We start from the raw sequence: 26954 nt of genomic DNA on the forward strand, positions 1-26954 counted from the left end.
AATCCTCCTCATTATTTAAAATAGATTTGTGTTTTATTTGTGTTGTATTGTTTCGCCTCAAAGTAAGAAATCGCTTCATCGAATGCAATATGCTTCGTGACATAGCCTTTCTTTATAGCTCCTGACTGCATGTAGTTCATAACCGTCTCAAAATCTTCTAACGTAGCATTACGGCTGCTTTTCAATGTTAATTCCTTTGAATGAAATTCAGGATCATTAAATGTAATAGTTTTCTTCATTAAACCAATAAACACTAATGTCCCACTATTTTCTACGTATTGAAATGAGGATTCCATTGATTGTTGATTGCCTGTTGCATCAAAGACAACCGTAGGAAGTTCACCATTACATTTTTCTTGTAACTGCGCCATTATGTCATGGCTACCAACAATCACACCATCCGCTTCCGACCATGCCTGTCCTTCTTTTAAACGTTCTTCGTTCAAATCCATTAATATTGTTTTTGCACCGCGTAACTTAGCAAAACGTGCTGCTCCTAATCCAATTGGCCCTGCACCGATAACAAGTACCGTATCATTTTCTGTTAGTTCCGAACGACGTACTGCATGGGCACCAATAGCTAATGGTTCCACAGTAGCTAATTGGTCACCTGACACAGCATTATCAGTAATTACAATACTGTCATCAACTACGATATATTCGCCCATACCACCATCCATATGTACACCTAATACTTCCAAAGATTTACAGCAGTTTGTTTGACCTCGACGACATGCAGCACACTCTCCACAATGGATGTATGGAATAACTGTTGCACGATCTCCTACTTGGATGTCCTTAACTGCTTCACCGACTTCTTCCACAATAGCAGCTAGTTCGTGGCCTAACACTCGTGGATAACTAAAGAATGGTTGTTCACCTGCAAAAGCATGTGTGTCTGTTCCACATACACCAATATGCGTGATTTTTAATAAAACATCATGACTTCCTTCAATACTAGGCTTGTCTACTTCACGTTCCACCATTTGAAACGGTTCATTAATGATTAATTGTCGCATGCTATTGCCTCCAATAAACTAGTAATTGTAGATAATTGCTGAATAACCTCTGCTGCATCACACTGGAAATATTGTTCGATAAATTGTTGCATTGGCTCTGACTGACCTTGTTCAAAATAGTTATGGATTTCAGTCAGTTTTTCAATAATTTGATCAGATTCACGCACGGAAAAGCGTGTTGGATTCATTGCATATATCCCTATTGCTAAAGCTTGATAGTATATTTCTGTTTCAGCGTAAGGGGCAATACGTGTTTGCCACTTGGATAACTCATTTAATTGAATATCATATAGCTGATGCTCAATAAATGGGTTTAAAAAACGTTCAAAGACATCTTGCTGATAGTACTCATCCACTTGGAAGCGTTGGGTAAAATCGTTTGTTATTTTTTCAATAAAGGCTCGAACACCAGCATGAGAAAATGCCTCTCTTACAGTTTTATAGTTAAAAATCTTGCCGAATGCTGAAAGCAAAATATGACTACCATTTAAAATGGCTACTTTGCGTTTTCGATACATGTCTAAATCATCAAAGACAAAAGGGAAATCATGACTTGTTGGCCAATGTTTAAATGGCTCTTTTTGATCAATTACAAATAAGAAATACGGTTCACAAACTGTGTAAAGGGCATCCTCCCCCTGATAATCCTGTGGATAACCTGTTACAATACGGTCTACAAGTGTATTACAAAAAGTTAACGTCGCAAGCCAATCATTAAATGCTGTAGGCAACTTCCAGTCTTTAGCATGCTGTAGACAAATTGTTTTTAATGTAGAGCCATTCTGTTCTATTAATTCCAAAGGCACAATTGCCACTTGTTTTTCACCTTGAAAATGTTTGTAATATTGTTCTAGAAAGACGGTTAACTTTGCTGCATAGCTTGTTGGACAAGCCGTTGGATAAGGAATATTTTCATAATAAATCCCTGCCTCTGTTGTATTAGACACAATCATTTCTAATGTCTCAGACTGTGCATATTGTAAAAATGTAGGCCAGTTCTCATATGGATGAATAGTATCTTGAATAATCTTAACAGTGGTTTCTTCTTCTACGACCTCACCGTTTTTTAGCCCACGTTCCATCACAGTGAATTGCAGCTGTTGTTCTTCTAGCAGTTTAACTGTTTTTCCTCTTGCTGTTGCTGCGACAGAAACAATACTGCAAGGGACTTGTAGTTTTTCAACTGCTAGGTCAAAAAAGCCTCTGATAAAATTCCCATCACCTATTTGCATAATTTTAATAGGATGTTTCATGTCATTTCTCTCCTACATCGTCACGCCATCTTTAAAAATGGCGATTTCTTTGAATCCATATTTCTCATTATTCGTTTGCACTTCACCTGAAGCTAGCGCTACTATATAATCCATAAATTCATCGACTAATATATCCATCGGCTTCCCATCCACTAACTGCCCTGCGTTAAAGTCAATCCAATTTTTTTTTCGTTCATAAAGTGGTGTGTTTGTTGAAATTTTGACTGTTGGTGTAGGTCCTCCAAAGGGTGTTCCCCTACCAGTTGAGAAAAGGACGATTTGGCAGCCTGTTGAGGCCAGTGCTGTTGTTGAAACAAGATCATTTCCTGGACCGTTTAGTAAATGTAGCCCCTTTGTTGTCATACGTTCGCCATAATCAAGCACTTCTTTTACCTCTTGAAAGCCCCCTTTTTGTATACAGCCAAGTGATTTTTCTTCCAATGTTGTTATTCCACCCGCTTTATTTCCTGGAGAGGGATTTTCATAGACAGGTTGATTATATTTCATAAAATACTGTTTAAAGTCATTTACTAAATGCACAATATCCTCAAAAACAGAGGCATCTTTTGCACGTTCCATTAAAATCTGTTCAGCACCAAACATCTCTGGAACTTCCGTTAACACCGTTGCACCTCCAGCTGAGATCAACTGGTCAGAAAATACACCAATCATCGGATTAGCGGTAATGCCAGAGAAACCATCACTACCACCACATTTCAAACCAATTTTCAGTTCTGAAATAGGTAATGTTTGTCTGTCAAATGTCGTCACATAGTCAAAGGCTTTTTCAAGCAGTTGTTGACCCTCTTCCATTTCATCTGCTGATTCTTGAACATTTAAAAAGGAAACGCGTTGTTCATCATAATGACCAATTGTTTTCTTAAAGAGCTCAATATAATTGTTCTCACATCCTAGCCCTAATACAATGACTGCCCCTGCATTAGGGTGATGAATTAAATTAGCTAAGATTTTTTGTGTATACATTAAATCATCACCAAGTTGTGAGCAACCATATGGATGAGCGAAATGCTGTACACCATCAAAATTGTCAGCCTTCAATAATTGGTTGCCTAACTTCGCCAAGTTTTCAGCTACTTTGTTAATACATCCAACAGTATTAATAATCCAAATTTCATTTCGGACACCAACCTGACCATCTTTTCTACGATACCCTTTGAACATGCGCTGTGCATGACGAGACTCGGCTACGGGATGTGTTTTTGGATTAAATTCATAGCTTAATTCACCCGATAAATTGGTTTTCATGTTATGGGAGTGAACCCAGCCACCTGCTAGGATTTCTTCTGTCGCATGACCAATTGAAAAACCATATTTCGTGATGTGTGCATCTTTAGAAAGAGTCTTGATGGCAATCTTATGCCCACGTAGTACTTGTTGCTGTAACGTTATTTCCTTTCCATCCAATGGAAGTAAAAAGCCTTGAGGAAGATCACTCAAGGCTATGGCAACATTGTCCATCGGATGAATTTTAATAACTGATTGATTGTTCATTTGAATCCATCCTTTCTATTTCTAAGCTATTTCTTTATGAACTATTGGTGTAACAAATTTAATAACTGCTAATGAAGCGATAACCGCTAAGCCGCCTGCAAGTAGGAAAGCTGCGGAGAATGTTCCTGTTCTGTCTACTAGGAAACCTGTTAAAGTTGGCCCAATAATACCAGCTGTGTTTGCAAGGAAGTGCATAAAGCCGCCAACAGATCCAACATACTTAGATTCCACCACATCATTAATGATTGCCCAGTAAATAGCCCCTGTTAAATATAAGAAGAAAACAGAGGTAGCAACAAGCGCAACAGCACTAACCGTTGTTGTTACAATACCTGCACAGCCAATCGATACAGCTGCTAAGAATAAACATGTCACTAGAACGACTTTACGAGAGAATAAAACTCCCTTACGCATAAAGCGTTTGTAAATGAAATCTGAGACAATTCCGCTCAATGCTAAACCTAGGAATCCTAAAATCCACGGAATAACCGTTACAATACTCATATCTTTTACAGCCATTCCACGAGCTTCTACTAGATAGCTTGGGAACCAAGTTAAGAAAAAGAATAGGATATAGTTATAGGCAAAGAACGAAAAAGCAGTAAATAATACTGTTGGTTGTTTTAAATAATAAGATAGACCACGACTATGATTGATATCTTCTGCTGCAATCTCTAAGTTTGCCATTGATTCTACACTGTCTTCTTTGTTTGGCTTTTCTTTCACCACTTTAAACCATACGATTGCCCAAATAAATCCAAGGATCATGATCGCAATAAATGAATATTTCCATCCATATGCTAATGCAATATAACCAACGATTGGACCTGCGATTGCACCACCAAGTGGCGTACCACTATTGGCTAGCCCTACTACAGAGGCACGTTTATCAGCAGGAAACCAGTTATTCACCATTTTATTTATGGTTGATGACAATGGCCCTTCCGCCATACCAAATACAATACGAACAATAATCAACGATGCGAACCCAACGACTAAAACCATTGCTCCACTAAATAAAGACCATACAATCATTGCTACAAATAGCGTTAACTTGGCACCAAATTTATCGGAAGCCATTCCACCTAAGAAGTTAAAAATGGCATACCCAACAGAGAAGCTACTAAAGATAATCCCTAATTGGGTTGACGTTAGATGAATATCTTCTTGAATAAATGGTGCTGCAATTGATAAGGCTGAACGATCTAAATAGTTAATGACACCTGCTAAAAATAGCATGACAATAACAACCGTTTTGCCATCTCCAAAAATACCTTGTTGTTTCATATCATTCACCCCTAAATTTGAAATAAATCCCCTTTGTTAAACGCCTGAATAAGCCATAAATCCACCATCAACAGGAATTGTTACGCCAGTGACAAATGCTGAGTATGTATCATCAGCTAAAAATAATAAAGTTCCTAATAAATCTTGTGGTTTTCCAAAACGCTTTTGTGGTGTAGCTGTAATGATTTTTTCTGAACGTGCAGTTAATGAACCATCCTCTGTTAGCAATAAATTACGGTTTTGTTCGGTAATAAAAAATCCAGGTGCAATGGCATTAACACGTAAACCTGCTTCTGCAAAATGCACCGCCATCCATTGCGTAAAGTTATTAATCGCTGCCTTTGCCGCGCTATATGCAGGCACTTTTGTCATAGGGGCATAGGAGCTCATGGATGAAATATTAATAATTGTCCCCTTCGTTCTCAGTAATGCTTCACCAAAAACTTGGGCAGCCAAAAATGTTCCTGTAAAATTATTCGAGAAGACGCTTTCAAAACCGTTTGGTGTTAATTCAAAGAAATTTGGTGTAGCCGATTGTTCTTTATATACTTCATCAGCCGTAATGGCATCTGGATGATTGCCGCCCGCTCCATTAATCAGTACATCAATTTGACCATATTGCTGTAAAATTGCTTGTCTCGCTGCTATTAACGACTCTTTGTTTAAAACATCCACAGAAAAATTAATTGCTTCTCCGCCATTTTCTGTAATCGATCGGACGACTGCTTCTCCTTTTTGCGCCGTACGATTTAAAATAGCAACTCGCATACCTTGCCTAGCCAATTCCATTGCCATCTCTGAGCAAAGAACACCACTACCACCCGTTACAACAGCCACTTTATTTTGCAATGCTTCATGCACCTTACTCACCTACTTTTAAAATAACTTTACGTACTTCATTTTGGTTTTTTTCTATATATTCAAATGCTTCTTTTGCTTCATGTAGTGAGAAAGTATGTGTAATTAAACCTTGATGCTGTAACTTTCCAGCATCAACAAGCTTCACTACATTTTCAAATTGAAATGTTTGTAAACGTGAGCCTTTTATCGATAATTCCTTTTTCGTAATCGGTAGTGGGGCAAGCTCAATGGCTTCCTCACCAAAGCTAAGGACAACTACTCTCCCAGCAACTGAAACAGCATCGATAGATTGCTTAAATGTTAGTGGAATACAAACTGCATCAATAGATACATTGACACCTACTCCATCTGTCCAATGATTAACAGCTTCTAATAAATCTTGCTCATTTACATTGACAACTACATCTGCACCAAGTTCTTTTGCAAAAGAGAGCTTTGCTGGATCTAGATCAGAAATCATCACGCGTGCATCTATTAATTTAGCCATCTTTAAAATACAAATGCCAATCGGTCCGGCCCCTTGAATCAATAGTGTCTCACCAGCCTGTAATTCACCACGATATACTGCCTGCGCGCCAATTGTATAAGGTTCAATTAAGACTGCCTCTTCTAAAGAGGTGTTGTCTGCTACTTTATGCAATTGCTTTTCAGCAACAACAAAACGCTCACGCATGCCTCCATCTTCATGAACACCAAAAACAGAAAGTTGTTCGCAGACATTTGGTTGTCCTTTACGGCAAGCATAGCACTCACCACAATAACGAATTGGTTCGACAACAACCTTGTCACCAGCTTTTAAACCTTGTACGTCTTGACCAACCTCTAACACTCGGCCAGCAACTTCATGCCCAGGTACACGAGGCAATGTCGCTAATGGATTCGAGCCATGATAAATATGCATGTCTGAGCCACAAATACCAACATATTCTGTTTGAACAAGGACATCTGTTGACTTTGTTATTACTGGTTCTGCTACGTCAATTAAAGCCATTTCAAAAGGTTTGATTACTTGTAGTGCTTTCATACATGTCACCTATTTCTTCAGATTTTCATAAGCATCCCAAAGTCCATTTAAATACATAATGCCAAGTGCTCGATCATATAAGCCGTAGCCTGGACGACATTGTTCTCCCCAAATATGACGACCATGATCTGGACGTACATAACCCTCATAGTTTTGGTCATTTAATGTACGTACAATATTTTTAATATCGATTGAACCATCCGATGTAAAATGTGATGTTTCAAAGAAACTACCATTTTCCATAATCTTGACATTGCGGATATGAGCAAACGGAGCACGATATGCATATTTTTCAGCGATGGCTACCATATCATTTTGTGGGTCTGCTCCCATTGAACCTGAGCAGAACGTAAAGCCATTTGCATTTGAATCAGAGATTTTAATTAATTTTTCATAGCTTTCTGCTCCTGTAATAATGCGAGGTAAGCCAAAGATGGTATATGGTGGATCATCTGGATGAATTGCCATTTGAATACCTACCTCTTCCGCAACTGGTAAAATGGCTTGTAAAAAGTAAGCTAAGTTGTCCCAAAGTTTGGCTTCATCTACTTCTTTGTACTGTTCAAATAAATCTGAGAGTCGAGCTAATCGTTCTGGTTCCCATCCTGGAAGGGTTAAATCTGAAGAAGCACTTACTTCATTCACTAGTTCTTGTGGATCTAAGTTCATGACCTTTTCCTTATCAAAATAGAGAGCCGTTGAGCCATCTTCTAGTGGATGAAATAAGTCTGTACGTGTCCAATCAAATACGGGCATGAAGTTATAGCAAATAACTTTGACACCCACTTCACCAAGGTTGCGAATCGATTGTTTATAGTTTTCGATATATTGATCACGTGTGGACAATCCTAATTTAATATCTTCATGGACATTGACACTTTCCACGACATCTGTATGGAATCCGAACGATTGAATATAGTCAACTTCATCTTGAATAGCCTCTTTAGTCCATACCTCTCCTGCTGGTAGGTGATGGAGTGCCCAAACAATACCTTTTACATTTGGTATTTGCTTCACATCTTCTAATTTCACTGTATCATTGCCACGACCATACCATCTAAATGTCATATTCATACGTCATTACCTCCTAGTTTGATAGATTTTCGATATATGCTTTGGCACGTTCAACTACACCTTCATAGCCATCTTTTGCAAATGCTTTATTTAAATCACTTCCAATCCCAACTGCAACTGCGCCTGCTTCTAACCATTCATTCATATTAGCCAAACCAACACCACCTGTAGGCATAATTGTGATATGTGGTAGAGGCCCTTTAACGGTTTTAATAAAGTTTGGTTCAAATTGATTTCCCGGGAATAGTTTAATAATGTCACTTCCCCCTTCAAGTGCTGTCACCATTTCTGTAATGGTCATACAGCCTGGTAAATATGGAATGCTATAGCGATTGCAGAGCTTTGCAATTGCAGCGTTGTAGCTTGGACTAACTACAAATTTGGCACCGTTTAAAATCGCGTGACGTGCAGTTTCAACATCCAATACTGTGCCAGCTCCAATTATTGCATCGCTATTGCGTAAGGCTTTAAAAGTTTCTTCAACGAAAGGTGTTGTATACGTTATTTCAATTGCTCGAATGCCACCTGAGATAGCACCTTTTGAAATTTCCGTCGCTTCTTCAGGTGAATTTCCGCGAATAACAGCTACAATTTTCGCATCTGACAACGCTTTCAAAATTTTGATTTTTTGCATTCCTAACAACTCCTAACGCTCAATTAGTTTTTCATCACCAATAAATTGCCTTAATTCTTGTAGGGATGGAAGCCCTTCATTATCTCCTTTAATTGTTGCTACCAATGCACCTGCACCATTGGCTAAACGGAGGCGTTCTACAATATCATCACCATTTAAATAGCTATAGACATATGCAGCATCAAATGCATCCCCTGCTCCAACTGTATCAATGGCACGAATGGAAAATGCTTCTCGATTATACTGTTGAGTGGCTGTATAAACCGTGGCGCCTTCTTCACCTTTTTTCACAATAATTTCATCTATTTTATAACTCTCTTGAATGTCTTTAACTGTACGCCCTTCAAATAAAAGCTCAAATTCATCCTGTCCTGTTAAAAGAAGATTGATAGATGGGTACACTTTTTCGTATACCGCTCGGGCATCTTCTATAGTCCATAGTTTTAAACGTAAATTTGGATCAAAAGAAATTGGAATATGTTTTGCTTGTGCTAAAGCAATTAATTTCAATGCAACTTCAATGTTATGTTCACATACCGCTAAATACACGCCGCTAATATGTAATAAGTCCACATCATCCAATACTGACTCATCGATACGATCTTCTGTCAGCTCAAGTAAAGGTGATGGGTTGCGGTAGTAAAACGATTTACCTGCACCGTCTTCCCGAATCTCCTTAAAGTAGATAGACGTTGGAATATGTGGTGTTCGTAAGACATGTGATACATCAATCCCTTCACCTCGCGCAAAGTTATAAATTAATTTGCCAAATTCATCGTCTCCAATACAACTAATCCATTTTGCTTCCATATCTAAACGCGTAACACCTATCGCAAAATTTAACTCTGCACCACCCACAGCTCGCTCAAAGGAAGGAACGAAACGTAGAGGACCTGTCTTAGATGGATTAAAAACGACCATTGCATCTCCAATCGTTGCAATTCGTTTATTTGCCAATATGTTCATCCCCTTCATAAGTAAAACGTTTTAGTAAAACGTTTTACTTATACTAACACGATTTTTTTTACGTTGCAACAATAATCCGATTATTTAGATAGTTAGAATCAAATAACCATTTTTGTCTTACATGCATAAAAAAACCTCGTAAAAGACAGATAATAATCTATCCTTTTACGAGGGGAATCTATTTTATTGATAAAATGGCTTTACCTTGTAGCCGTTTTTCTCCAAATGATAGCGAATATTTTTATCGATTAGGAAGTGACCTGAACCAACAACAACAAAGTACTTACCTTCTTTTTCTTCCAATACATTCATGATTTTCTTGGCCATTTGTTCATCACGTAGACCAAATAGCATTTCATTAAATTCAGACGATGTACCTTCCATTGCTTGGAAGCTTTTTGCAAACTCTTCAACATTTCCTTGCTTCCAGCTTGTAAACCACTCTTGAAGTACTTCAGATTGATTTTCTTCCGATGGATGAATGATACTATCCAGTACAGCGACTAATGACTCTTCCTGCGCCTCTGGTGATAATCCTTCAAACATATCAACCTGTGCTCTTGTACCTTCTAATTCAATCACTGGCTTTTGCTGCAACTGTGCATTTAATAAAAAGTAGATATCGATACCGTGCATAGCCATTTCTTGAGGTGTCATACCAAATGAATCATCCATAGCCAGCATCGATAATGCACTAGAAAGCATCCATGGCTTTTGAACTGTTAGTTGGTCCATTGGTAGACCATACAGCTTTGCCACTTGTTCAAGCTTCGCATATGTTTCTGGTGCAACAGCATCTTTCAATGTTGAGCCATCTGTATACATTGCTTTCTCTGAATAGTATTCAAGTGCTTCCGTATCCAAGATATTCGCCTCTACCAGCAGTGCATCCGATTCATCAAATGCCGTTACTAATTTTTTATCGAATGGATATAAGTCTGGTGTTCCTAAATGAATAGAGCCTAATAAGTAGATAAGCGTATCCTCGTCCTCTACTACCCAGGCAACCCCTTTAGAGCCTTGTTCTGCAAGTGCATATGTACTCTGAATGAAACGAACGGCTAGCAAAACAGCCTGTTGAGTGGTTGCTTTTTTCTCTAGCTGCAGTCCATTTGGAGAGCCTTGTAATATATTTTGCTCTTTCATAAATTGCACTGCATCTGTACCAACAGGCAAATCATACCGCGCTACAATATTATACAAGCGATTGACAATATCACCACGTGTATTATCGTTTTTCACACTTAGTGGCTTGTATTGTTTATTTTCAGCTAAGCCTAGAGAGGCAACCTTCTTTTCTGTTAAAGCTAGTAGCTCATTTACTTTGTCCACTGGAATTTCCTGAAGGAAACCATCAAAGTACCATTCAGTTGAGTAAATCCCGTATTTTTCGCCCTCATTTAATGTTTCTATCGCCCATTCGCTTATCGACGGTACTAGGGGTGTTGTTTGCTCCTCAGCATGAATCACAGGAACAACTGTCGTCAGCATTAATGAGGCACCAAGCAATGCTGCACTCGTTCGTTTCATCATCTTTTTCATCAAATTCTTTTCTCTCCCTTTTCCTATTTTATGTATCAGTATCGTATGAAATTATACCATATAACATCCAACTATTTTATAAGTAAAAGTGTAAATATTGACAAATATGTATTGGCATTTCTCTATTTTGAAATAGTTATGAAGAGGTCAAATTTAATAAGACGATGACAAATTATGATGTCATCGTCTTTTTTGTTTATTAGTAGAGAAGGTTTATTGAATAAATTTAGGATCTAATATACCTAAACCACTGCCTTCAAGTTCAAACTTCACTTTTGAAACTCCATCTAAATTAACATGAACCTTTACCTTGTCTTTGATTGCTCCACTATCATAAACTAATTTCCCATCTGCGTAAATTTTCAAGAAACCTATTCCGAAAGAATTAGCTGCTAATTTTTTAATGGGTGCAAAATAGGTTTCGAATCCCTTGTAATTTCCATTAGCTAAATATTCAACTGTATGGTCTTGAACTGCGCCTCCTCCATGATAACCACCAAGCTGATAGGATCGCTCAAATTTTTCACCTGTACTAATAATGACAGAGCTTGGATTGTGGAAGAAGTGGTCTTCATCACTTCCAATAGGTTTTACATCTTTTAAAGCGATGAATTTTGGAACATCACCAATATAAACGGATTTTGTTTTCCCATCCCATGTTACTTTTTCACCTAAAGATTCAGCAATAAATCGCATTGGGACATATATCGTACCTTGATAATTAAATCCAAATTGACCTTCTGGCGGTACTTTCTCAACCTTATCTACATAGTAATTAATTGGATCCTGAAACACGCTAATTTTTTTCATGTCACTTGCTGCTTCCGTTGTTGAAAAGTAGGTAAAAGTCAAACCTCCTACTATAAAAAACCCTAAGTAACTAGTTATTATAAATAGCTTTTTCATAAAATCACTCCTTAAAATAAACATAGATATATGTAATTATACCAGAAATTTCATACAGCCTTTAAAGATTTTTATATCAGGATATTTTTTAAATTTATATGTGAGCAATTATACATTAATGGCAAAAACTCAATCCAATTAATGAATCGAGTTTTACTGTTTAATTATCGAATAACTTTCTTCTTAAAAATAGACGGTAGAACCTCTAATAACCGTTCACGTGTAATGGGATCACAATGATTCCATATAAAATCTATGAAATGAGTCTTACCAGGAGCTAGCTCGATTAACGTGGCGATTTGTGGGCAGTGAGTAATCGTTAGTAATTCTTGGGGGGAAGCCAAAATAAAATTACGCTCTCCAGCATAGTGATTTATTTGATGCTGCTGAATTTCTATCCATGCTTGCCCTTGCTCGATTAGCTGCATTACCTGAGGAGTAGGACGAAAGCCAAGAGATTCATACAAGCTTGCAGCCAATCCAGTCTGACACATAACATAATATTTAGTATCTAACTTGAGATAAACAGTAGCCGTCTCCCCAGCAACATAAACATCTGCTAATTGCCTACGTACCAATCTTACTTTGTTCTCATATGTAGAAATCCACTTCTCTGCCGCTTTACTCCGTTCAAATAGTTTAGCGATATATCGTAACCGCTCAAATAGACTAAACTTGCTATTCAGTATAATAGTAGGAGCAATCGCATCTAGTTTCTGCAAATCATGTTCAGGATGAAAATAGCTAAGCAATAATAACTCTGGCTGCAGCTGTGCGATTTTATCCGGATCTACCCAATGCCCAATACTATGAATGTTCCTTAATTTATTGTGATAAACCACGTTATCTTTCATGATTGAGATGGCCGCCCCTATAGGAGGTATGCCTAGAACAAGTAATTCCCCAAGTGTAAATTTGCCATCAGTCACAATACGTGTTGCATCTTTAGGAACATGAATCTTTCTACCAAATGAATCGATCACTGTTCTTTCTGGAGTATGAAGTTGAATGTTTGCATATTCACGTGGGGTGTTTCCAGTTAATTTATGAAAGCATCGACTAAAATAATATTCATCCTTAAACCCAGTTTGTCGAGCTATTTTTCTCAATGGCTCAGTGGAATTACTTAGAAGTTTTTTTGCCTGGTTTATCCGTACATGAGTCAAATAATCCGTCGGCTTTTTACCAGTCAATATTTTAAACTTTTGACTATATTGCCATCTTACCATACCAGCCATGTTAGCTAATTGTTCAACTGTTAAGTCCTCATCATAATGCTGTTCTATGTACTGTACAGTCTGTTGAACCAATTTTGTCTTTTCTTCGTGCTGTATCTGGTTAGCTTGTTCATCTAACTGAACCATCATAGCTAGTATTTGCTGAAGTCTACCTTGCAACATGGCCATTTCTAATGTGGATAGAGAGGAACAAAATTGATTATTGTTCGATGCTTCATTTCCTAATACCTGCTTGACTTGAGAAAATAACAGATGATAGGGATAACCATAAAGCAAGGGTGGATGAGCAATTCGGTTCAAAGTCATTCCTTCTACTTCAAAAGTTTCAAAGGTAAAGCGAGCAAGCTGTGCCTCTTTGTTACTTGACTCTACCGTGTAGCTTTGTACAGGTAAAATGAGCGTGCAGCTTCCTTGGCGTAGATCGATTGCCATTTTGTCTACATACAGTCGTATGTCATGACTAAGTGCTATCAATAACGTGCTTAAATTTGTTTCATAATTATTTATTCCCTCATTATGGCTACTAGCTGACATTAATCGATCAACTTGAAATCGATCATAGTGTTGTAGTCTAATATATAAGGATGCCAGATTCATAAGCAACTCTCCAAATATTGAAAATGATTCTCATTATCGTTATTGTAACATATAATAACTCACTATCAACGATTGTTCGAGTATGTGGTATTTAGAATACTAGCGGTTTAAAAATTGATTGCACGGATACAATTTTTACTGTTTGCGCATCCACTCTGGTAGCTTTTGGAACAATTGCTCCAAAGCTAATAAATTATCTGTATTCCATTCATTAGGAACAACATAAACTTTCCCCTTTTTGACAGCAGGCAAAGTTCCCCATATCGGGCTTTGTAGCAGCCGATCAGCTTCTGCTTCACTTTCACTATCCTCTTGTACAATAACAAACAAATGATCACCAGCAAACTCAGGAAGCACCTCTTCGGAAACCTCTAGGAAAGATACCCCTTCTACATCAATAATATTCTTCTGTACTGCTGGTGGGACAGCAAAGCCATTTTTCCCATAAATAATAGCACCTAGGCTACGATCACCCATAACATAAAGCGTCTTTCCTAGCTGATAGAAAACTGTTGCGGTTTCCCCTTCAGTTAATTGAAACTTGTCAAACATTTGTTTAGACTCTGTTTCAAACTTAGCAAGCAATTGAGCTACTTCTTCCTGCTTATCTAGGATATTCCCCATCTCTTTTACTCGTTCTGTATAAGGAAGAGCAGGATTAAAGGGAATCGTAGTAGCGATTTTTGACAATTCTTCATTAAGATTTGGATCCGCCTTGTAATAGCCATTAATAATTAGATCAGGTTTTAAAGTCAAAATCGTCTCTAAATCAGCTGGATTACCAATATCAACGATTCCTTCAAGTTTACCTTCATAGTAACTAGGAGAATCTTTAGGAAGATTATTACCAACAACCGGAATATCCATCGCCAAGAAATCACCAACTGTCTGACCAATATAAACGACTCGTTTTGGATCTGCAGGTATTTCAACCTGTTCACCTGTAATCGTTGTATATTGAACAATTGACTCACTTTCCTCTGCTTTCACATCAGATTGAGTTATTTTCTCGTTTTCCTTTTTCTGCGCATCAGATGTGTTGCCATTAGAACTACATGCCGCTAATATCAATAACAACAGGAGGAAACTCCCCCATAGTATAATTCGCTTTCCAATATACTGCTTCATATTTGTTGCCCCTTTCAGATTTACTTCAATTGAAAATGATTATCATTTACAGAGTTATTATAGATTTTATGAAAGGGCGAAACAATGGAAAAAACGCAATAATTTATTTGGATAAATGTCAATAATCAGGATTATGAAAGCCTTTTGCTTTTTTATCTTCATTTTTAGTGAAGAATTATTCATTTTAATGGTGCTTTCTATTTCGACTATATGATCAATTTAGAATCTCAAGAGAGAAAATGGTGAAATGTAAGCATAAGTATTAACTCCCTATAGAAAAAAAAGAAACCATTTCAGTGGTTTCTTTTCATATTAACAAGCTGTTGATTACTATTCTATTTGATTTCTTCAGCGAGCTCTAAAATAATTCCTTCTGGCCCACGAACGTAGCATAATTTATAAGCGTTTTCGTACCTATAAATGTCACTAATAAGTTCTGCGCCCTTCCTTGTCAATTTGTTAACGAGGGCTTCAATATCTTCAACATTGAAGGCAATATGCTGGATACCCAAAGTATTTGCTAAAGGATGCTGGATGCCTATTTCATTTGATGGCGCGTTAAATTTTACTAGTTCAATATTCGTCTCACCGTCTGGCGTTCGCAGCATTACTATTTCTAGATTTGCGTCACTATCTGACGTTCGCAATTTTGCAATGTCCTCTTTGATATCATGAAGCCCTATTACTCGCTCCATCCTCTTCACCCATTCACCCTCCACTTTTCCTTCCCCTAGCACCTCAAGGCCAAAGTCAAGAAAAAATGCTTTTGCTGCAGGAAGATCATTCACGATTATTCCCACATGATCAATCTTACGGATTTTCATATTTCATACCCCTTTCTCCTATTTTAATAATTTCCTTTTAATTGCAGAATAGCTTCCCACTGTGCTTAATCAAAAGGTTAATAGTGATTAAGTAGTATAGGCGAACCGATTGTAATTTGAATGGTAGGATTATTTTGATTAGAAAAATCTTAAGAATTTACTAAAATAGCAAAGGAAGGCCTTGTTTAAATTTTGCTTAATTTCTTGATTATACTATAATTCAAAGGGGCCTAGAATTCATTAAAACCTTAGAAGTCTCCCTTACATCGGGAGGCTTTTATATATTAAAAATATAAAAAACACCTATTAGATATTCAGATACTTTGTTTATCTAACAGGGAAGATTTAGAGATTAATTATGTGTAGTTACAGCCTTAACTAATATTTAAACCGATGATAATAGCGTGTAACAAATAATGTAAAATGAGCTGATGTATCAACACCTCCTTTTAACAATTGTATATATTGACAAAGCCGTATCTCTAGTCGGAACAAGCAAATAAATGAGGATATTTGCTTGCAGCAAACTTCTCAGTAGTTTCATGTACTGTTACTGTAACAGTTATAGAAGTAAAAATCATCCCCATTGAAACTTCCACAAATTTTTTCTCTCCTTATAGTTTGAAAGAGTTCAATAAAGGTTATAAAACACTATAACAAAATATTTAAAATACAAAATAGGAGATGGATAGTATGAGTTTCATTTGGTTTTTAATAATTGGCGGGCTTATCGGATGGCTTGCAGGTATAATTTTGGGTAAAGATATCCCAGGTGGAATTATTGGTAATATTATTGCAGGTATTATCGGCGCATGGATTGGTGGTATGCTTCTTGGAAGTTGGGGTCCTAAAATTTCTGATTTCTATATCTTCCCTGCCCTCATTGGAGCAATTATACTAGTTTTCATTTTGAGTTTAATTCTGAAATCATTGCGTAATGCTTCGTAAGCTAAATAGATCTCTTAATCTATTACTATACGATTAAGCGAATCAGATGTAACCAATAATAAATGGTGAATGTGCTTATAACAAAAAAGCGGTCTTCCACATCATATCTGTGGAGGACCGCTTTTACTTTGTTTTTAATTAACTTAACAATCCGCCGCTCCGTGAATTCAAGAAGAACAGAACAGCCTATACAACAATAGCGCCTGATTGAGGAGGATTATGCCATACAAAGCTTGATAATTAATGTTCTATAGATGTGATCCTCCACTTGCATCGAGCAATTGACCAGTTACCCAACGGCTGTCTGATGAAGCAAGAAAGGCGGCAATATCTGCCACATCCCCGGGCTCTCCCCATCTGTTGAAAATTGAAAGACCAGCCGCATATTTTTGTCCATCAAGGTTTTTCAAAGTCTCAGCATTCATTTCTGTATTAATAATCCCAGGCTGGATGGCGTTTACCGTAATATTCCGGCTCCCTAGTTGTTTGGCTAGAAGACGCGTAAACGTATCGATTGCACCTTTGGACATACTGTACGTGAAGACACTTGGTGAAGCTGCACGTGTCACAAAAGATGAAATATTAATAATACGTCCCCCATCTTTTAAACGTGGCAAAGCTTGCTGAGTAATAAAAAGTGGTGCTTTAACATTTATCTTCATTACCTCGTCAAATGATACCTCCGTCGTCTCTTCTAAACTGATAATTTGACCAATTCCAGCATTGTTGACAAGAATATCGAATCCGCAACAGCCCATATATTCCCGAATAGTATCATCCAAAGTAGTAAATAAATCTTGAATACCATCTAGTGTACTAAGGTCAGCACCAATCGCCAAAGCATTTCCTCCGCTTTGTTTGATCTGGTGAACAACTGCTTCTGCCTCATTACGTCTTTTCCCATAATGAACGACGACAAAGGCTCCCTCTTGTGCCAGACGCAATGCAATACTACGGCCAATTCCTCGACTTGATCCTGTAACTAAAGCGATTTTGCCTGTTAACTTACCCATGCTTCCATCTCCTTGTTCAATCATAGTTAGATTACATAGAGAATTATATCAAGGGACATTATTTGAAATGTTGCTCTCCTATTCTGTTTCAAGGGGTGTTTCGCTATGGATAAAAACACCCCTTTAGATTAATAGTATCCAAAGGGGTAAAATGGTGTGATTTTTTTACAAACGGTATGACTTTATTTCAAATCAACAACATATTAAATCTAATTTTTGTTCCTACTCAACAGTTACCGATTTAGCTAGGTTACGTGGTTTATCTACATCACAGCGACGGTGAAGTGCAGCATAGTAGCTAATTAATTGTAAAGGTACTACTGATACAAGTGGTGTTAGTAATTCATGAACATGCGGAATGACTAAACGGTCGCCGTCTTCATCAATGCCTGCCATCGCGATAATACATGGATATGCACCACGAGCTGCTACTTCTTTGACATTACCACGGATGTTTAATCCTACTGATGCTTGTGTGACAAGTGCAAATACAGGCGTACCTTCTTCGATTAAGGCAATTGTTCCGTGCTTCAGTTCTCCACCAGCAAAGCCTTCTGCTTGGATGTACGAGATTTCTTTTAGTTTTAAGGCACCTTCAAGGCTGACATAGAAGTCCATATTACGGCCAATGAAGAATGCATTACGTGCGATTTTTAAGTAATCTTCTGCAATGTCTTCTAGCACATCTTTAGAATCAATTATTGTTTGGATGCCATTAGCGGCAATCGCGAGCTCTTGTTTTAAATCAAATTCTAAGCCTTTGCCATTTGACTTTGCTGTCACATAGGCTGCTAATGCCAGGACTGCTACTTGTGCCACATAAGCTTTTGTAGAAGCTACAGCAATTTCTGGACCTGCATGTAATAACAAGGTATGGTCAGCTTCACGTGATAACGTAGAGCCAGGTACATTGGTAATCGTTAAAGTTGGATAGCCTAACTCTTTAATTTTTACTAGTACTTGACGGCTATCTGCTGTTTCACCTGATTGTGTAATGAAGATAAATAATGGTCTTTCTGAAAGTAATGGCATGTTATAGCCAAATTCACTAGAAATATGCACTTCTACAGGGATACCAGCCATTTTTTCGAAATATTGTTTACCGATGAGACCCGCATGATAGCTTGTGCCCGCTGCAATAATATATAAACGATCTGCTGCTCGTAATGCTTCTAAAACCTCATCATCAATCGTTAAATCACCATTGTCACCTTCATATGCTTGAATGATTTTACGAATAACTGTAGGCTGCTCATCCATTTCTTTTAACATATAGTGTGGATATGTGCCTTTTTCAATATCACTCATATCAAGCTCAGCAGTATATGGTACACGCTCTACTACAGTACCATCTAATTTTGTAATTTCCACACTTGCTTTGTGTACGATAACTACCTCTTTATCGTGAAGCTCTACGTATTGATCTGTTACCTGTAGCATCGCCATTGCATCTGACGCAACAACATTGAAGCTTTCACCAATTCCAACTAGAAGTGGTGATTTATTTTTTGCTACAAAGATTGTATCTGCTGCCTCTGCATCTAATAGTGCCAGTGCATAGGAGCCATGTAATAGAGATAATGTTTTGCGGAAAGCGTCTGCAGTGCTTAGACCATCTTTCACAAATAACTCTACTAATTGCACAATAACCTCTGTATCTGTATCAGATTTCATTGGAATGCCTTTTAAATATGTTTTTTGCAATAAGTGATAGTTTTCAATAACCCCATTATGCACAAGTGTAAAGCGTCCTGATGCACTTTGATGTGGGTGAGCATTTAAACGATTTGGCACACCATGTGTTGCCCAACGTGTATGACCAATCCCTATTTTCGCTGCAACATCTTCATCTACCGCTTCTCGTAAATCTGCAATACGCCCTTTTTCTTTGAAAACCGTTACGCCTTCCTCGTTACGTACTGCAATACCCGCTGAATCATAACCACGGTACTCTAGCTTTTCTAAGCCTTTTAATAAAATTTCCTTTGCATCTGATTCACCAATATATCCTACAATTCCACACATAATTCTCGTCCTCCGATAATGTCAATTTAATGCAATGACAAACTAGGCCTCATCCTATCGAATTTTTTGAATGCACAAGCGATGCTTTATTTTTATAAAAATAAAGCACTCCAATACACACAAGCTACTCACGCTACTCAGCCACCTGAATAGAGATCTTCGACATGTGAAGCTTCATCTATTTATCTATTGCTTTTACAATACCTTCTCCATTTTCTGTACATTCAATCACTCAAATGCTTTCAAAATGAAAAATGACAATCGGGTATGTCGATTGGGAGGCATCCGCCGAATTTTCGATAAACCTCCACCTCGTCTGCTGAAGATCTTTTCGTCCGATTTCTTCAGCTCAGGCGCTATAATTGTTTTCCGATTTTGCGCTTTCTTCCCTCCTTAGGCGCTCGTTAAAGGACAAGGTCGGACCTCATCTTCAACTTCTCCATCATACTCAATCATATGCTATCCGTCAAATTTTCGTTATAAAAAACACCTAGCCCTAAAGCTTTTTCGTGACAAATATGTAGACAAAGCGATACATAAGCACTTTGATAATACAAAATAGGCACAAGCATTTTAAATGCTTGTGCCTATCCTTTATTTACTGTCTAATAATTTAACAATTTCTCTATTAAATGCAGGAAGATCATCTGGCGTTCTACTTGTTACAAGCTGTTTTTGACAGACAAATACTTCTTCATCATGGAAGATTGCCCCTGCATTTTCTAAATCCACTTGGATGGATTTATAGCCTGTGGCGTCACGCCCATTTAATGTCTTTGCAGTAATAAGAAGTTGTGGTCCATGACAAATGGCAAAGGTAGGCTTCATTTCATCCATAAAGGACTTTGCAAATGCTACTATACGATCATCCGCACGTAATATATCAGGAGAAAAACCACCAGGAATAAATAATGCATCGTAATCTGTAGCTTTTACTTCATCAATGCCTTTATCAATTTTCACGGACTCTCCATGCTTACCCTTAACTTCCTTGCCTGCTTCGATATCAATTGTTACTAGCTGATGCCCAGCTGCTTCCAAAGCTTCTTTAGGGCTTGTAAACTCAATGTCCTCAAACATATCTGTTATAACTGTAGCAATTTTAGCCATATCAATTAAACACTCCTTGTTATTGTGACTCCTAATTACTGTTCCCCATCTCGCTTATTTAAAACATTCCTTTCAAATAAGTAAACCCGATTTCCTGTTTACGGAAATCGGGTTTACACTCTATTTCTTATTCTGTTAGGCCCATTTCTACACGTACAACATCTGCAATACGCTCGACAAAACGCTCGCAATCCGTTTCTGTTGCTGCTTCCACCATGACACGTACTAATGGCTCTGTACCTGAAGGACGTACTAAAACACGACCATTTCCAGCCATTTCAGCTTCTACCTCTGCAATTACTGCAGCTACTTTCGCATTATCAGTCACAGCATGCTTATCTGTTACACGCACATTGACAAGACGCTGAGGGTAGATTTTCATTTCACCTGCAAGTTCTGAAAGCTTTTTACCCGTCGCCTTCATAATGTTGACAAGCTGAATTCCTGTCAATAAGCCATCACCTGTTGTATTAAAATCTAGAAAGACGATATGCCCTGATTGCTCGCCACCTAAATTGTATTCATTCGCACGCATTTCTTCCACAACATAACGATCACCTACAGCTGTTTGTACACTTTGCATACCATTGTCAGCCACAGCTTTATAGAAGCCCATATTGCTCATCACTGTTGAAACAATTGTTTGCTTCTTCAAACGCCCTACCGCATTTAAATGCTTACCAATGATAAACATAATTTGGTCACCGTCAACGATTTTTCCGTTTTCATCTACAGCAATTAAACGGTCTCCATCGCCATCAAAAGCTAAACCAACATCTGCACCTTTTTCAGTAACAAACTTAGCTAGTCCTTCTGGGTGTGTTGAGCCTACACCATCATTGATATTTAAGCCAGTTGGAGAAGCTCCCATTGTAGAAATGTCCGCTTCTAAATCAGCAAATAAATGTGTAGCTAAAGATGAAGTTGCACCATGTGCACAATCAAGCGCTACGTGGATACCATCAAATTCTTCATCCACTGTTTGCTTTAAGTATTGAATATATTTTTGACCACCTTCGAAATAGTCGCTTACAGATCCTAAATCTGCTCCTATAGGACGTGGTAATTTATCCTCTTGCGCATCAATTAACGCTTCAATTTCCGCTTCCTGTGCATCTGTTAGCTTAAAGCCATCAGGACCGAAAAATTTAATACCGTTATCTGCAACTGGGTTATGTGAAGCTGAAATCATGACGCCTGCATCTGCGCTCATAATTCGAGTAAGGTATGCCACACCTGGTGTTGAAATAATACCAAGACGCATTACCTCTACCCCAATTGATAAAAGACCAGCCACAAGTGCACCTTCAAGCATCTCACCTGAAATACGTGTGTCACGACCAATTAAAACCTTTGGACGGTCAGTTGCATCTTTTGTTAAAACATAGCCGCCTATACGACCAAGTTTAAATGCAAATTCTGGTGTTAATTCACTATTCGCGACGCCACGGACGCCATCTGTTCCAAAATATTTACCCATTCTACTTATTCTCTCCTTCAATGCAAGACAGTGCCTAGTGAGTTTCTATCAAGCATTAGACACTTGTCCGCTTACTTTTGGAAAAGTCTGCCTTTGTTCATTCATTGGTAATTATTAATATTCCACTCTGCCAGTTTGTTGGATGAAACCTGAACTACAAACCTGATTGGATTTTTGATTTAGAATCAAAATAAAATTATAGTCACATATTGTTTAAGAATCAATATCTTCCGATTCCTCAGTTGACGTATTTTTATCAGTTGGAGTACTCTCATCTGTCACATCAGGTTCTTCAATTGGAGGTGGCGTTTCCTCTGTAGAAGCTGGTGTTTTCTGCTGTTCTTCTTGTTCAACCTTTGTAATATCTGCCTTCACTTTTATTTTCTTGTCAGATATTTTTGTCACACCATCTGGTAATTTTACATCAAATTCATAAGTTTTGGACTCAGTAATTTTTGACAGGTCAACTGTTATTGGAATGGATGTTAAACTGTCAATAATGGATTTTCTTCCATACACTTTAATCATTTTCGGTGAAAATGTTAATGAGTTAATGGTAATGTCCTCGGCAGCTTGCCCTGTTTCGTTAAGGACAACTGGGATCTCTCGACTATACTCCGCTATATCTACTTGAACTTTCACAATTTCAGGTTCAATAGTCACGTCTAACTTATTTAAATCTCTATCTAATACTTTTACAGCTGCTTCCTGCGTGAATGATTGCTTCAAGCCCTGCTCTCCTGTAACAGTTGCTTTTACATAACTAATGCTTTCAATAGCACTTTTTGCACCTGTTACATAAACAGTTGGCGGGTTGGCTGTCATTTCTTTTAAGATAAAACCTTCTTCAATTAAACGTTTGTTCATTTCAGGGTCCACTCGGAACTCCTGCGTGACCTTTTCCTCAATATTCACATGAACAGTTGCAGGGTCTAATGTCACTTTTAACTTTTCTGAAATATTTTCGTATTGCAGTTTTACATCATGCTCTCCTAGCAATAAATTGCTCAAATCCGCAAATATAGAAAAATCCTTAGCTCCCTTTGCTTTTAAAACCAATGCCATCGGACCTTCTATCGTTACATCCACAGTTTCAGGTAAACCTGTCACAATAAGATTTTCATTATCGTAATAAACATCCACTGGAACATCACGAATAACATCCGTTTGTTCATTTGAGGTAGCTTTATTTAAAGGTGACAACTCGGTACGCACTGAGAAGAAAAGCAAAAACGCTAAAAATAGCGCGATGATTCTAAGTACCCAAGGGCTATCCATCATTTTATCCATTCTTTTTCCCCCTCCAAGTCAACTTAGAGGATGCATTTGATTCCTGTACTGATCCGAACCACATTTTTCTTAATAATGTTTCGAACTCCTCTAGAGAAAGATTTCGATGGAGATTACCATTTAATGTTATACTAATTGCGCCTGTTTCTTCTGAAACAACAATTGTAATAGCATCTGTAACTTCACTTAAACCAAGAGCAGCACGGTGGCGTGTCCCTAACTCTTTTGAAATAAATGGGCTTTCAGATAAAGGTAAATAGCAAGCCGCTGCTGTAACTTTATCTTTTTGCATAATAACAGCCCCATCATGTAGCGGGGTATTTGGTATAAAGATATTAATCAGTAATTCTGATGAAATTTCAGCATTTAGCCCTATACCTGTTTCAATATATTCATTAAGACCTGTTTCTTTTTCAATAGAAATTAACGCACCTATTCGACGTTTAGCCATATAACTTACAGACTTCTTCATTGCCTCAATAAGTCTTGTTTGTTCTTCTTCCTCTTGACTAGATGAGCGTTGGAATAGCTTTCCTCGCCCAATTTGTTCTAAACCACGTCTGATTTCAGGTTGGAAAATAATAATAATCGCTAGGAAACCAAACTCAATAACTTGTTGTAGCATCCAACCAAGTGTTTGTAACCCTAAAAGGTCTGTTGCAATTCGTGCAATAATAATGACGAATATTCCCTTAAGTAATTGGACAGCCTTCGTACCTTTAATGAGGGTTAAGACTTTATAAACAACGTACCAAACGAGCAGTACATCAATGAAGTTAATAACAATATTCACAGGCGTTAAATCCGTGAAATGTTCGATAATTTGCACGTGGCATCCCCCACTTTTCATTACGAATCCATACACATTCAAGTATATCACATTCTTATCAAATGTAACTTTTTTCAAATAAAAAGTCTACTCAGAAGAGTAGACCTTTCAGCCTCTCACGTGCACTATTTTTTAGGACGTATAGAGTGTTATTTAGTTTCTTCTTTTTCCTCAAATGTCATGGCTGTCTTAACAGAATTTTTAATTGTATACCATAACCATTCAAATACTTCGTCAATTTCTTCGATTCTCCCTGAAACTACCGCTGAAGATGCCATATATTGCCCGTTGATTACTGTGACGTTACCATCAACTTCACCTTCAACAATCAAATCGCCATTTTTTACAACAATATCGCCTTTCACCACTTCCCCTTCAGGTACAATCACTGTTTGACCATCCACAACTAAATTAGGTTGCTTGGTCACTGAGAAATGCTGGTCATCCATGAAGCTACCCAATAATGTAGCACTCATGAATAAGCAAAATACTGCTGCTGCCACAAAGAACGGATGCCGGCGAATCCATTTTTGTATACCTACTCGACTTTTTGGTTTTGGTAAACGAGCCATAACTGCTGCTTCAAAACCCGGAGGCGCTGTAATATGGGAAGCACTCTTCACAAAGGCGATTGTTTCACTCAATTCTTGCATCAACTGTTTACAATCATTACATGTATGCAAGTGTTGTTTCAACTCTTGCTCATGCTCACGACTAATGTCACCGTCTAAATAATCATGCATATAGTCTATAATATGCTCTGGACAAGTATTCATGACGCTCCCCCTCCTACAGATTGTTTAATTGCTTACGTAATGCCTCACGTCCGCGGTGAATCCTCGTTTTCACCGTTCCAAGCGGCATATCTAAAATCTCGCTAATCTCTTGTAACGATAACTCTTCTATATATTTCAATACTATAACCGAACGGTATTTATCCGGCAATCGTCCAATTTCATATTGAATGCGATCTTGCAGCTCCATTTGTTCTAACTGCTCCTCTGGTAGCTGGTCATCTGCTGCGATTTGCGAATACATATCAAGCCCTTCTGTACCAGCTACTTCTGCATCTAAATAATAATCCGGTTTCTTTTTTCGAATACGGTCAATGCAGAGGTTTGTCGCTATGCGATAAAGCCACGTTGAAAACTTTCTTTTCTGATCAAATGTATGCAAGTTCATATAAGCTCGCACAAAAGCCTCTTGAGCAATGTCTTCAGACTCTTGTTTGTTGCCTAACATTCGATAGCATACTTGGTACAGTTTGTGCTGATAGAGACTCACAATATCGGCAAATGCGTTTTGATCGCCTTTAAGCACTTGTTTTATTCTCTTATTTACTAACGCATCCATTGTGTTGACTTCTCCACCTTTACAACTGTCTTATACTATACGAAGCACCGATAAGAAAAGTTTCGTTTTAATTCAATTATAGCAAAAGATTTTTATGCAATGTGACAACAGGCAATTTTTTGTCAAATTTTCTTTAAACTAGTGTTTCACCAAATAAAGATCCCATTAATGCAACAGCCACATTTGCTGTTGTATTCTTTTCATCTAGTATAGGATTTACCTCTACAAACTCGGCTGAAGTTACCATGCCTGATTCTTGTAACATTTCCATTGCTAAATGGCTTTCTCGGTACGTAATTCCACCTGGAACTGGTGTACCCACACCTGGCGTATAAAGTGGATCTAATCCGTCTAAATCAAGTGATAAATGTAAGCCATCAACATTTCGTTCCTTTAAATAAGCAAGTGCATCTTCCATCACACGTGTCATGCCAAGTCGGTCGATTTCATGCATTGTATATACTTTAATTCCTTGTTGACGTATCAATTCACGTTCTCCTGGGTCTACTGAACGAGCTCCAATAATAATCACGTTTTCTGGCTTAATTTTTGGAGCATAGTTGCGAATTTGCACTAAACGTTCATGTCCTAGCCCAATACTAACGGCTAACGGCATCCCATGTATATTGCCTGAAGGTGTTGTTTCAGGTGTATTTAAATCTGCATGAGCGTCATACCAGATAACACCAAGATTTTTGTAATGCTCACCTAATCCAGCTAATGTTCCAATAGCAATGCTATGGTCTCCACCGAATACGAGTGGGAATTTTTTTTGTTCCACTACTTCATGCACACTATTTGCTAATGCAGTACTAACTTCTACAACTTCCTCTAAATTTAGTAATTTTTCATCCACAGCTCCGTCTGCAAGCTTTTGACTAACACGAATATCCCCTTGATCCTGTACATCGTGTCCGATAGCCTCTAAACGTTCAACAATACCTGCATATCGAATAGCACTTGGTCCCATATCTACCCCACGGCGTGTTTGTCCATAATCTGTTGGTACTCCAATAATAGAAATATTAAGTTTATTCATGT

At 37.8% G+C, this 26954-nt stretch carries 24 protein-coding genes; 1 reads left to right on the forward strand and 23 read right to left on the reverse strand.

The window, feature by feature from the left end:
- Positions 1 to 11: 11 nt before the first annotated feature.
- The 14 genes from L6W14_RS21730 to L6W14_RS21795 all read right to left on the reverse strand — a co-directional run bounded on the left by L6W14_RS21730 (position 12) and on the right by L6W14_RS21795 (position 15865).
- Positions 12 to 1019 carry a zinc-binding alcohol dehydrogenase family protein gene (locus L6W14_RS21730; RefSeq protein ID WP_237898876.1) on the reverse strand — a complete coding sequence of 336 codons (1008 nt, stop codon included), beginning with the start codon at positions 1017 to 1019 and terminating at the stop codon, positions 12 to 14.
- Complete coding sequence (locus L6W14_RS21735; RefSeq protein ID WP_237898878.1) at positions 1007 to 2272, reverse strand: mannitol dehydrogenase family protein; 1266 nt, start codon at positions 2270 to 2272, stop codon at positions 1007 to 1009. The genes L6W14_RS21730 and L6W14_RS21735 overlap by 13 nt, the downstream gene beginning before the upstream one ends.
- 12 nt (positions 2273 to 2284) lie before the next feature.
- Positions 2285 to 3784, reverse strand: coding sequence for a UxaA family hydrolase (locus tag L6W14_RS21740; protein WP_131521023.1), 1500 nt, complete (start codon positions 3782 to 3784; stop codon positions 2285 to 2287).
- Positions 3785 to 3805: 21 nt separating this feature from the next.
- Complete coding sequence (locus tag L6W14_RS21745; protein WP_112116856.1) at positions 3806 to 5071, reverse strand: MFS transporter; 1266 nt, start codon at positions 5069 to 5071, stop codon at positions 3806 to 3808.
- A 36-nt stretch (positions 5072 to 5107) separates the two neighbouring features.
- Positions 5108 to 5941 (reverse strand): SDR family oxidoreductase, encoded by an 834-nt coding sequence (locus tag L6W14_RS21750; RefSeq protein ID WP_131521024.1) that lies wholly within the window; start codon positions 5939 to 5941, stop codon positions 5108 to 5110.
- On the reverse strand, positions 5934 to 6956 hold the full coding sequence (locus L6W14_RS21755; RefSeq protein ID WP_131521025.1) for a zinc-binding alcohol dehydrogenase family protein: 1023 nt from the start codon (positions 6954 to 6956) through the stop codon (positions 5934 to 5936). Before L6W14_RS21755 ends, L6W14_RS21750 begins: the two co-directional genes overlap by 8 nt.
- Positions 6957 to 6965: 9 nt before the next feature.
- On the reverse strand, positions 6966 to 8030 hold the full coding sequence (gene uxuA, locus L6W14_RS21760; RefSeq protein ID WP_131521026.1) for a mannonate dehydratase: 1065 nt from the start codon (positions 8028 to 8030) through the stop codon (positions 6966 to 6968).
- 13 nt (positions 8031 to 8043) lie between these two features.
- Positions 8044 to 8664, reverse strand: a complete 621-nt coding sequence (locus L6W14_RS21765; protein ID WP_237898880.1) for a bifunctional 2-keto-4-hydroxyglutarate aldolase/2-keto-3-deoxy-6-phosphogluconate aldolase — start codon at positions 8662 to 8664, stop codon at positions 8044 to 8046.
- Between the two features lie 12 nt (positions 8665 to 8676).
- Entirely contained in the window at positions 8677 to 9630 is a 954-nt protein-coding gene (locus tag L6W14_RS21770; RefSeq protein WP_237898881.1) for a sugar kinase, read from the reverse strand.
- Between the two features lie 183 nt (positions 9631 to 9813).
- Positions 9814 to 11172 (reverse strand): TraB/GumN family protein, encoded by a 1359-nt coding sequence (locus tag L6W14_RS21775; protein WP_237901021.1) that lies wholly within the window; start codon positions 11170 to 11172, stop codon positions 9814 to 9816.
- 213 nt (positions 11173 to 11385) lie between these two features.
- Positions 11386 to 12078, reverse strand: coding sequence for a stalk domain-containing protein (locus L6W14_RS21780; protein ID WP_237898884.1), 693 nt, complete (start codon positions 12076 to 12078; stop codon positions 11386 to 11388).
- A gap of 164 nt (positions 12079 to 12242) precedes the next feature.
- Complete coding sequence (locus tag L6W14_RS21785) at positions 12243 to 13913, reverse strand: helix-turn-helix domain-containing protein (protein WP_131521031.1); 1671 nt, start codon at positions 13911 to 13913, stop codon at positions 12243 to 12245.
- Between the two features lie 135 nt (positions 13914 to 14048).
- The gene (locus tag L6W14_RS21790; RefSeq protein WP_237898888.1) at positions 14049 to 15041 is read right to left on the reverse strand and encodes an ABC transporter substrate-binding protein; all 993 of its coding nucleotides are present in this window, start codon (positions 15039 to 15041) and stop codon (positions 14049 to 14051) included.
- Positions 15042 to 15376: 335 nt separating this feature from the next.
- Positions 15377 to 15865, reverse strand: coding sequence for a VOC family protein (locus L6W14_RS21795; RefSeq protein ID WP_237898890.1), 489 nt, complete (start codon positions 15863 to 15865; stop codon positions 15377 to 15379).
- Positions 15866 to 16558: 693 nt separating this feature from the next.
- Between L6W14_RS21795 and L6W14_RS21800 the strand changes: the two genes are divergently transcribed.
- Positions 16559 to 16813: a GlsB/YeaQ/YmgE family stress response membrane protein gene (locus L6W14_RS21800; RefSeq protein ID WP_016991561.1), complete on the forward strand. Its 255-nt coding sequence runs from the start codon at positions 16559 to 16561 to the stop codon at positions 16811 to 16813.
- Between the two features lie 248 nt (positions 16814 to 17061).
- Here the strand turns inward: L6W14_RS21800 and L6W14_RS21805 are convergent, their stop codons facing one another.
- From L6W14_RS21805 to rocF, 9 genes are all read right to left on the reverse strand, one after another.
- Complete coding sequence (locus L6W14_RS21805; protein WP_237898891.1) at positions 17062 to 17826, reverse strand: SDR family oxidoreductase; 765 nt, start codon at positions 17824 to 17826, stop codon at positions 17062 to 17064.
- Positions 17827 to 18048: 222 nt separating this feature from the next.
- On the reverse strand, positions 18049 to 19851 hold the full coding sequence (gene glmS, locus L6W14_RS21810; RefSeq protein ID WP_237898892.1) for a glutamine--fructose-6-phosphate transaminase (isomerizing): 1803 nt from the start codon (positions 19849 to 19851) through the stop codon (positions 18049 to 18051).
- Positions 19852 to 20445: 594 nt separating this feature from the next.
- Complete coding sequence (locus L6W14_RS21815; protein ID WP_054549732.1) at positions 20446 to 20961, reverse strand: type 1 glutamine amidotransferase domain-containing protein; 516 nt, start codon at positions 20959 to 20961, stop codon at positions 20446 to 20448.
- A 127-nt stretch (positions 20962 to 21088) separates the two neighbouring features.
- Positions 21089 to 22441, reverse strand: a complete 1353-nt coding sequence (gene glmM / locus L6W14_RS21820; RefSeq protein ID WP_131521036.1) for a phosphoglucosamine mutase — start codon at positions 22439 to 22441, stop codon at positions 21089 to 21091.
- Between the two features lie 213 nt (positions 22442 to 22654).
- Positions 22655 to 23731: a CdaR family protein gene (locus L6W14_RS21825; protein WP_131521037.1), complete on the reverse strand. Its 1077-nt coding sequence runs from the start codon at positions 23729 to 23731 to the stop codon at positions 22655 to 22657.
- Positions 23724 to 24560, reverse strand: coding sequence for a diadenylate cyclase CdaA (gene cdaA, locus L6W14_RS21830; protein ID WP_009370548.1), 837 nt, complete (start codon positions 24558 to 24560; stop codon positions 23724 to 23726). The genes L6W14_RS21825 and cdaA overlap by 8 nt, the downstream gene beginning before the upstream one ends.
- 149 nt (positions 24561 to 24709) lie before the next feature.
- Positions 24710 to 25336, reverse strand: coding sequence for an anti-sigma factor family protein (locus tag L6W14_RS21835; RefSeq protein ID WP_004225400.1), 627 nt, complete (start codon positions 25334 to 25336; stop codon positions 24710 to 24712).
- 13 nt (positions 25337 to 25349) lie between these two features.
- Positions 25350 to 25913 (reverse strand): RNA polymerase sigma factor SigW, encoded by a 564-nt coding sequence (sigW, locus tag L6W14_RS21840; RefSeq protein ID WP_004225410.1) that lies wholly within the window; start codon positions 25911 to 25913, stop codon positions 25350 to 25352.
- Between the two features lie 133 nt (positions 25914 to 26046).
- Entirely contained in the window at positions 26047 to 26952 is a 906-nt protein-coding gene (rocF, locus tag L6W14_RS21845; RefSeq protein WP_131521039.1) for an arginase, read from the reverse strand.
- Positions 26953 to 26954 lie beyond the last annotated feature (2 nt).

Source organism: Lysinibacillus sp. ACHW1.5 (assembly GCF_022014815.1).
GTDB classification, from domain to species: domain Bacteria; phylum Bacillota; class Bacilli; order Bacillales_A; family Planococcaceae; genus Lysinibacillus; species Lysinibacillus capsici.

Bases quoted from the DNA above. Each gene is read 5' to 3' on its own strand.
- L6W14_RS21730 (WP_237898876.1), bottom strand. From the start codon at position 1,019: ATGCGACAATTAATCATTAATGAACCGTTTCAAATGGTGGAACGTGAA.
- L6W14_RS21735 (WP_237898878.1), bottom strand. From the start codon at position 2,272: ATGAAACATCCTATTAAAATTATGCAAATAGGTGATGGGAATTTTATC.
- L6W14_RS21740 (WP_131521023.1), bottom strand. From the start codon at position 3,784: ATGAACAATCAATCAGTTATTAAAATTCATCCGATGGACAATGTTGCC.
- L6W14_RS21745 (WP_112116856.1), bottom strand. From the start codon at position 5,071: ATGAAACAACAAGGTATTTTTGGAGATGGCAAAACGGTTGTTATTGTC.
- L6W14_RS21755 (WP_131521025.1), bottom strand. From the start codon at position 6,956: ATGAAAGCACTACAAGTAATCAAACCTTTTGAAATGGCTTTAATTGAC.
- uxuA (WP_131521026.1), bottom strand. From the start codon at position 8,030: ATGAATATGACATTTAGATGGTATGGTCGTGGCAATGATACAGTGAAA.
- L6W14_RS21765 (WP_237898880.1), bottom strand. From the start codon at position 8,664: ATGCAAAAAATCAAAATTTTGAAAGCGTTGTCAGATGCGAAAATTGTA.
- L6W14_RS21770 (WP_237898881.1), bottom strand. From the start codon at position 9,630: ATGAACATATTGGCAAATAAACGAATTGCAACGATTGGAGATGCAATG.
- L6W14_RS21775 (WP_237901021.1), bottom strand. From the start codon at position 11,172: ATGAAAAAGATGATGAAACGAACGAGTGCAGCATTGCTTGGTGCCTCA.
- L6W14_RS21780 (WP_237898884.1), bottom strand. From the start codon at position 12,078: ATGAAAAAGCTATTTATAATAACTAGTTACTTAGGGTTTTTTATAGTA.
- L6W14_RS21785 (WP_131521031.1), bottom strand. From the start codon at position 13,913: ATGAATCTGGCATCCTTATATATTAGACTACAACACTATGATCGATTT.
- L6W14_RS21790 (WP_237898888.1), bottom strand. From the start codon at position 15,041: ATGAAGCAGTATATTGGAAAGCGAATTATACTATGGGGGAGTTTCCTC.
- L6W14_RS21795 (WP_237898890.1), bottom strand. From the start codon at position 15,865: ATGAAAATCCGTAAGATTGATCATGTGGGAATAATCGTGAATGATCTT.
- L6W14_RS21800 (WP_016991561.1), top strand. From the start codon at position 16,559: ATGAGTTTCATTTGGTTTTTAATAATTGGCGGGCTTATCGGATGGCTT.
- L6W14_RS21805 (WP_237898891.1), bottom strand. From the start codon at position 17,826: ATGGGTAAGTTAACAGGCAAAATCGCTTTAGTTACAGGATCAAGTCGA.
- glmS (WP_237898892.1), bottom strand. From the start codon at position 19,851: ATGTGTGGAATTGTAGGATATATTGGTGAATCAGATGCAAAGGAAATT.
- L6W14_RS21815 (WP_054549732.1), bottom strand. From the start codon at position 20,961: ATGGCTAAAATTGCTACAGTTATAACAGATATGTTTGAGGACATTGAG.
- glmM (WP_131521036.1), bottom strand. From the start codon at position 22,441: ATGGGTAAATATTTTGGAACAGATGGCGTCCGTGGCGTCGCGAATAGT.
- L6W14_RS21825 (WP_131521037.1), bottom strand. From the start codon at position 23,731: ATGGATAAAATGATGGATAGCCCTTGGGTACTTAGAATCATCGCGCTA.
- L6W14_RS21835 (WP_004225400.1), bottom strand. From the start codon at position 25,336: ATGAATACTTGTCCAGAGCATATTATAGACTATATGCATGATTATTTA.
- sigW (WP_004225410.1), bottom strand. From the start codon at position 25,913: ATGGATGCGTTAGTAAATAAGAGAATAAAACAAGTGCTTAAAGGCGAT.
- rocF (WP_131521039.1), bottom strand. From the start codon at position 26,952: ATGAATAAACTTAATATTTCTATTATTGGAGTACCAACAGATTATGGA.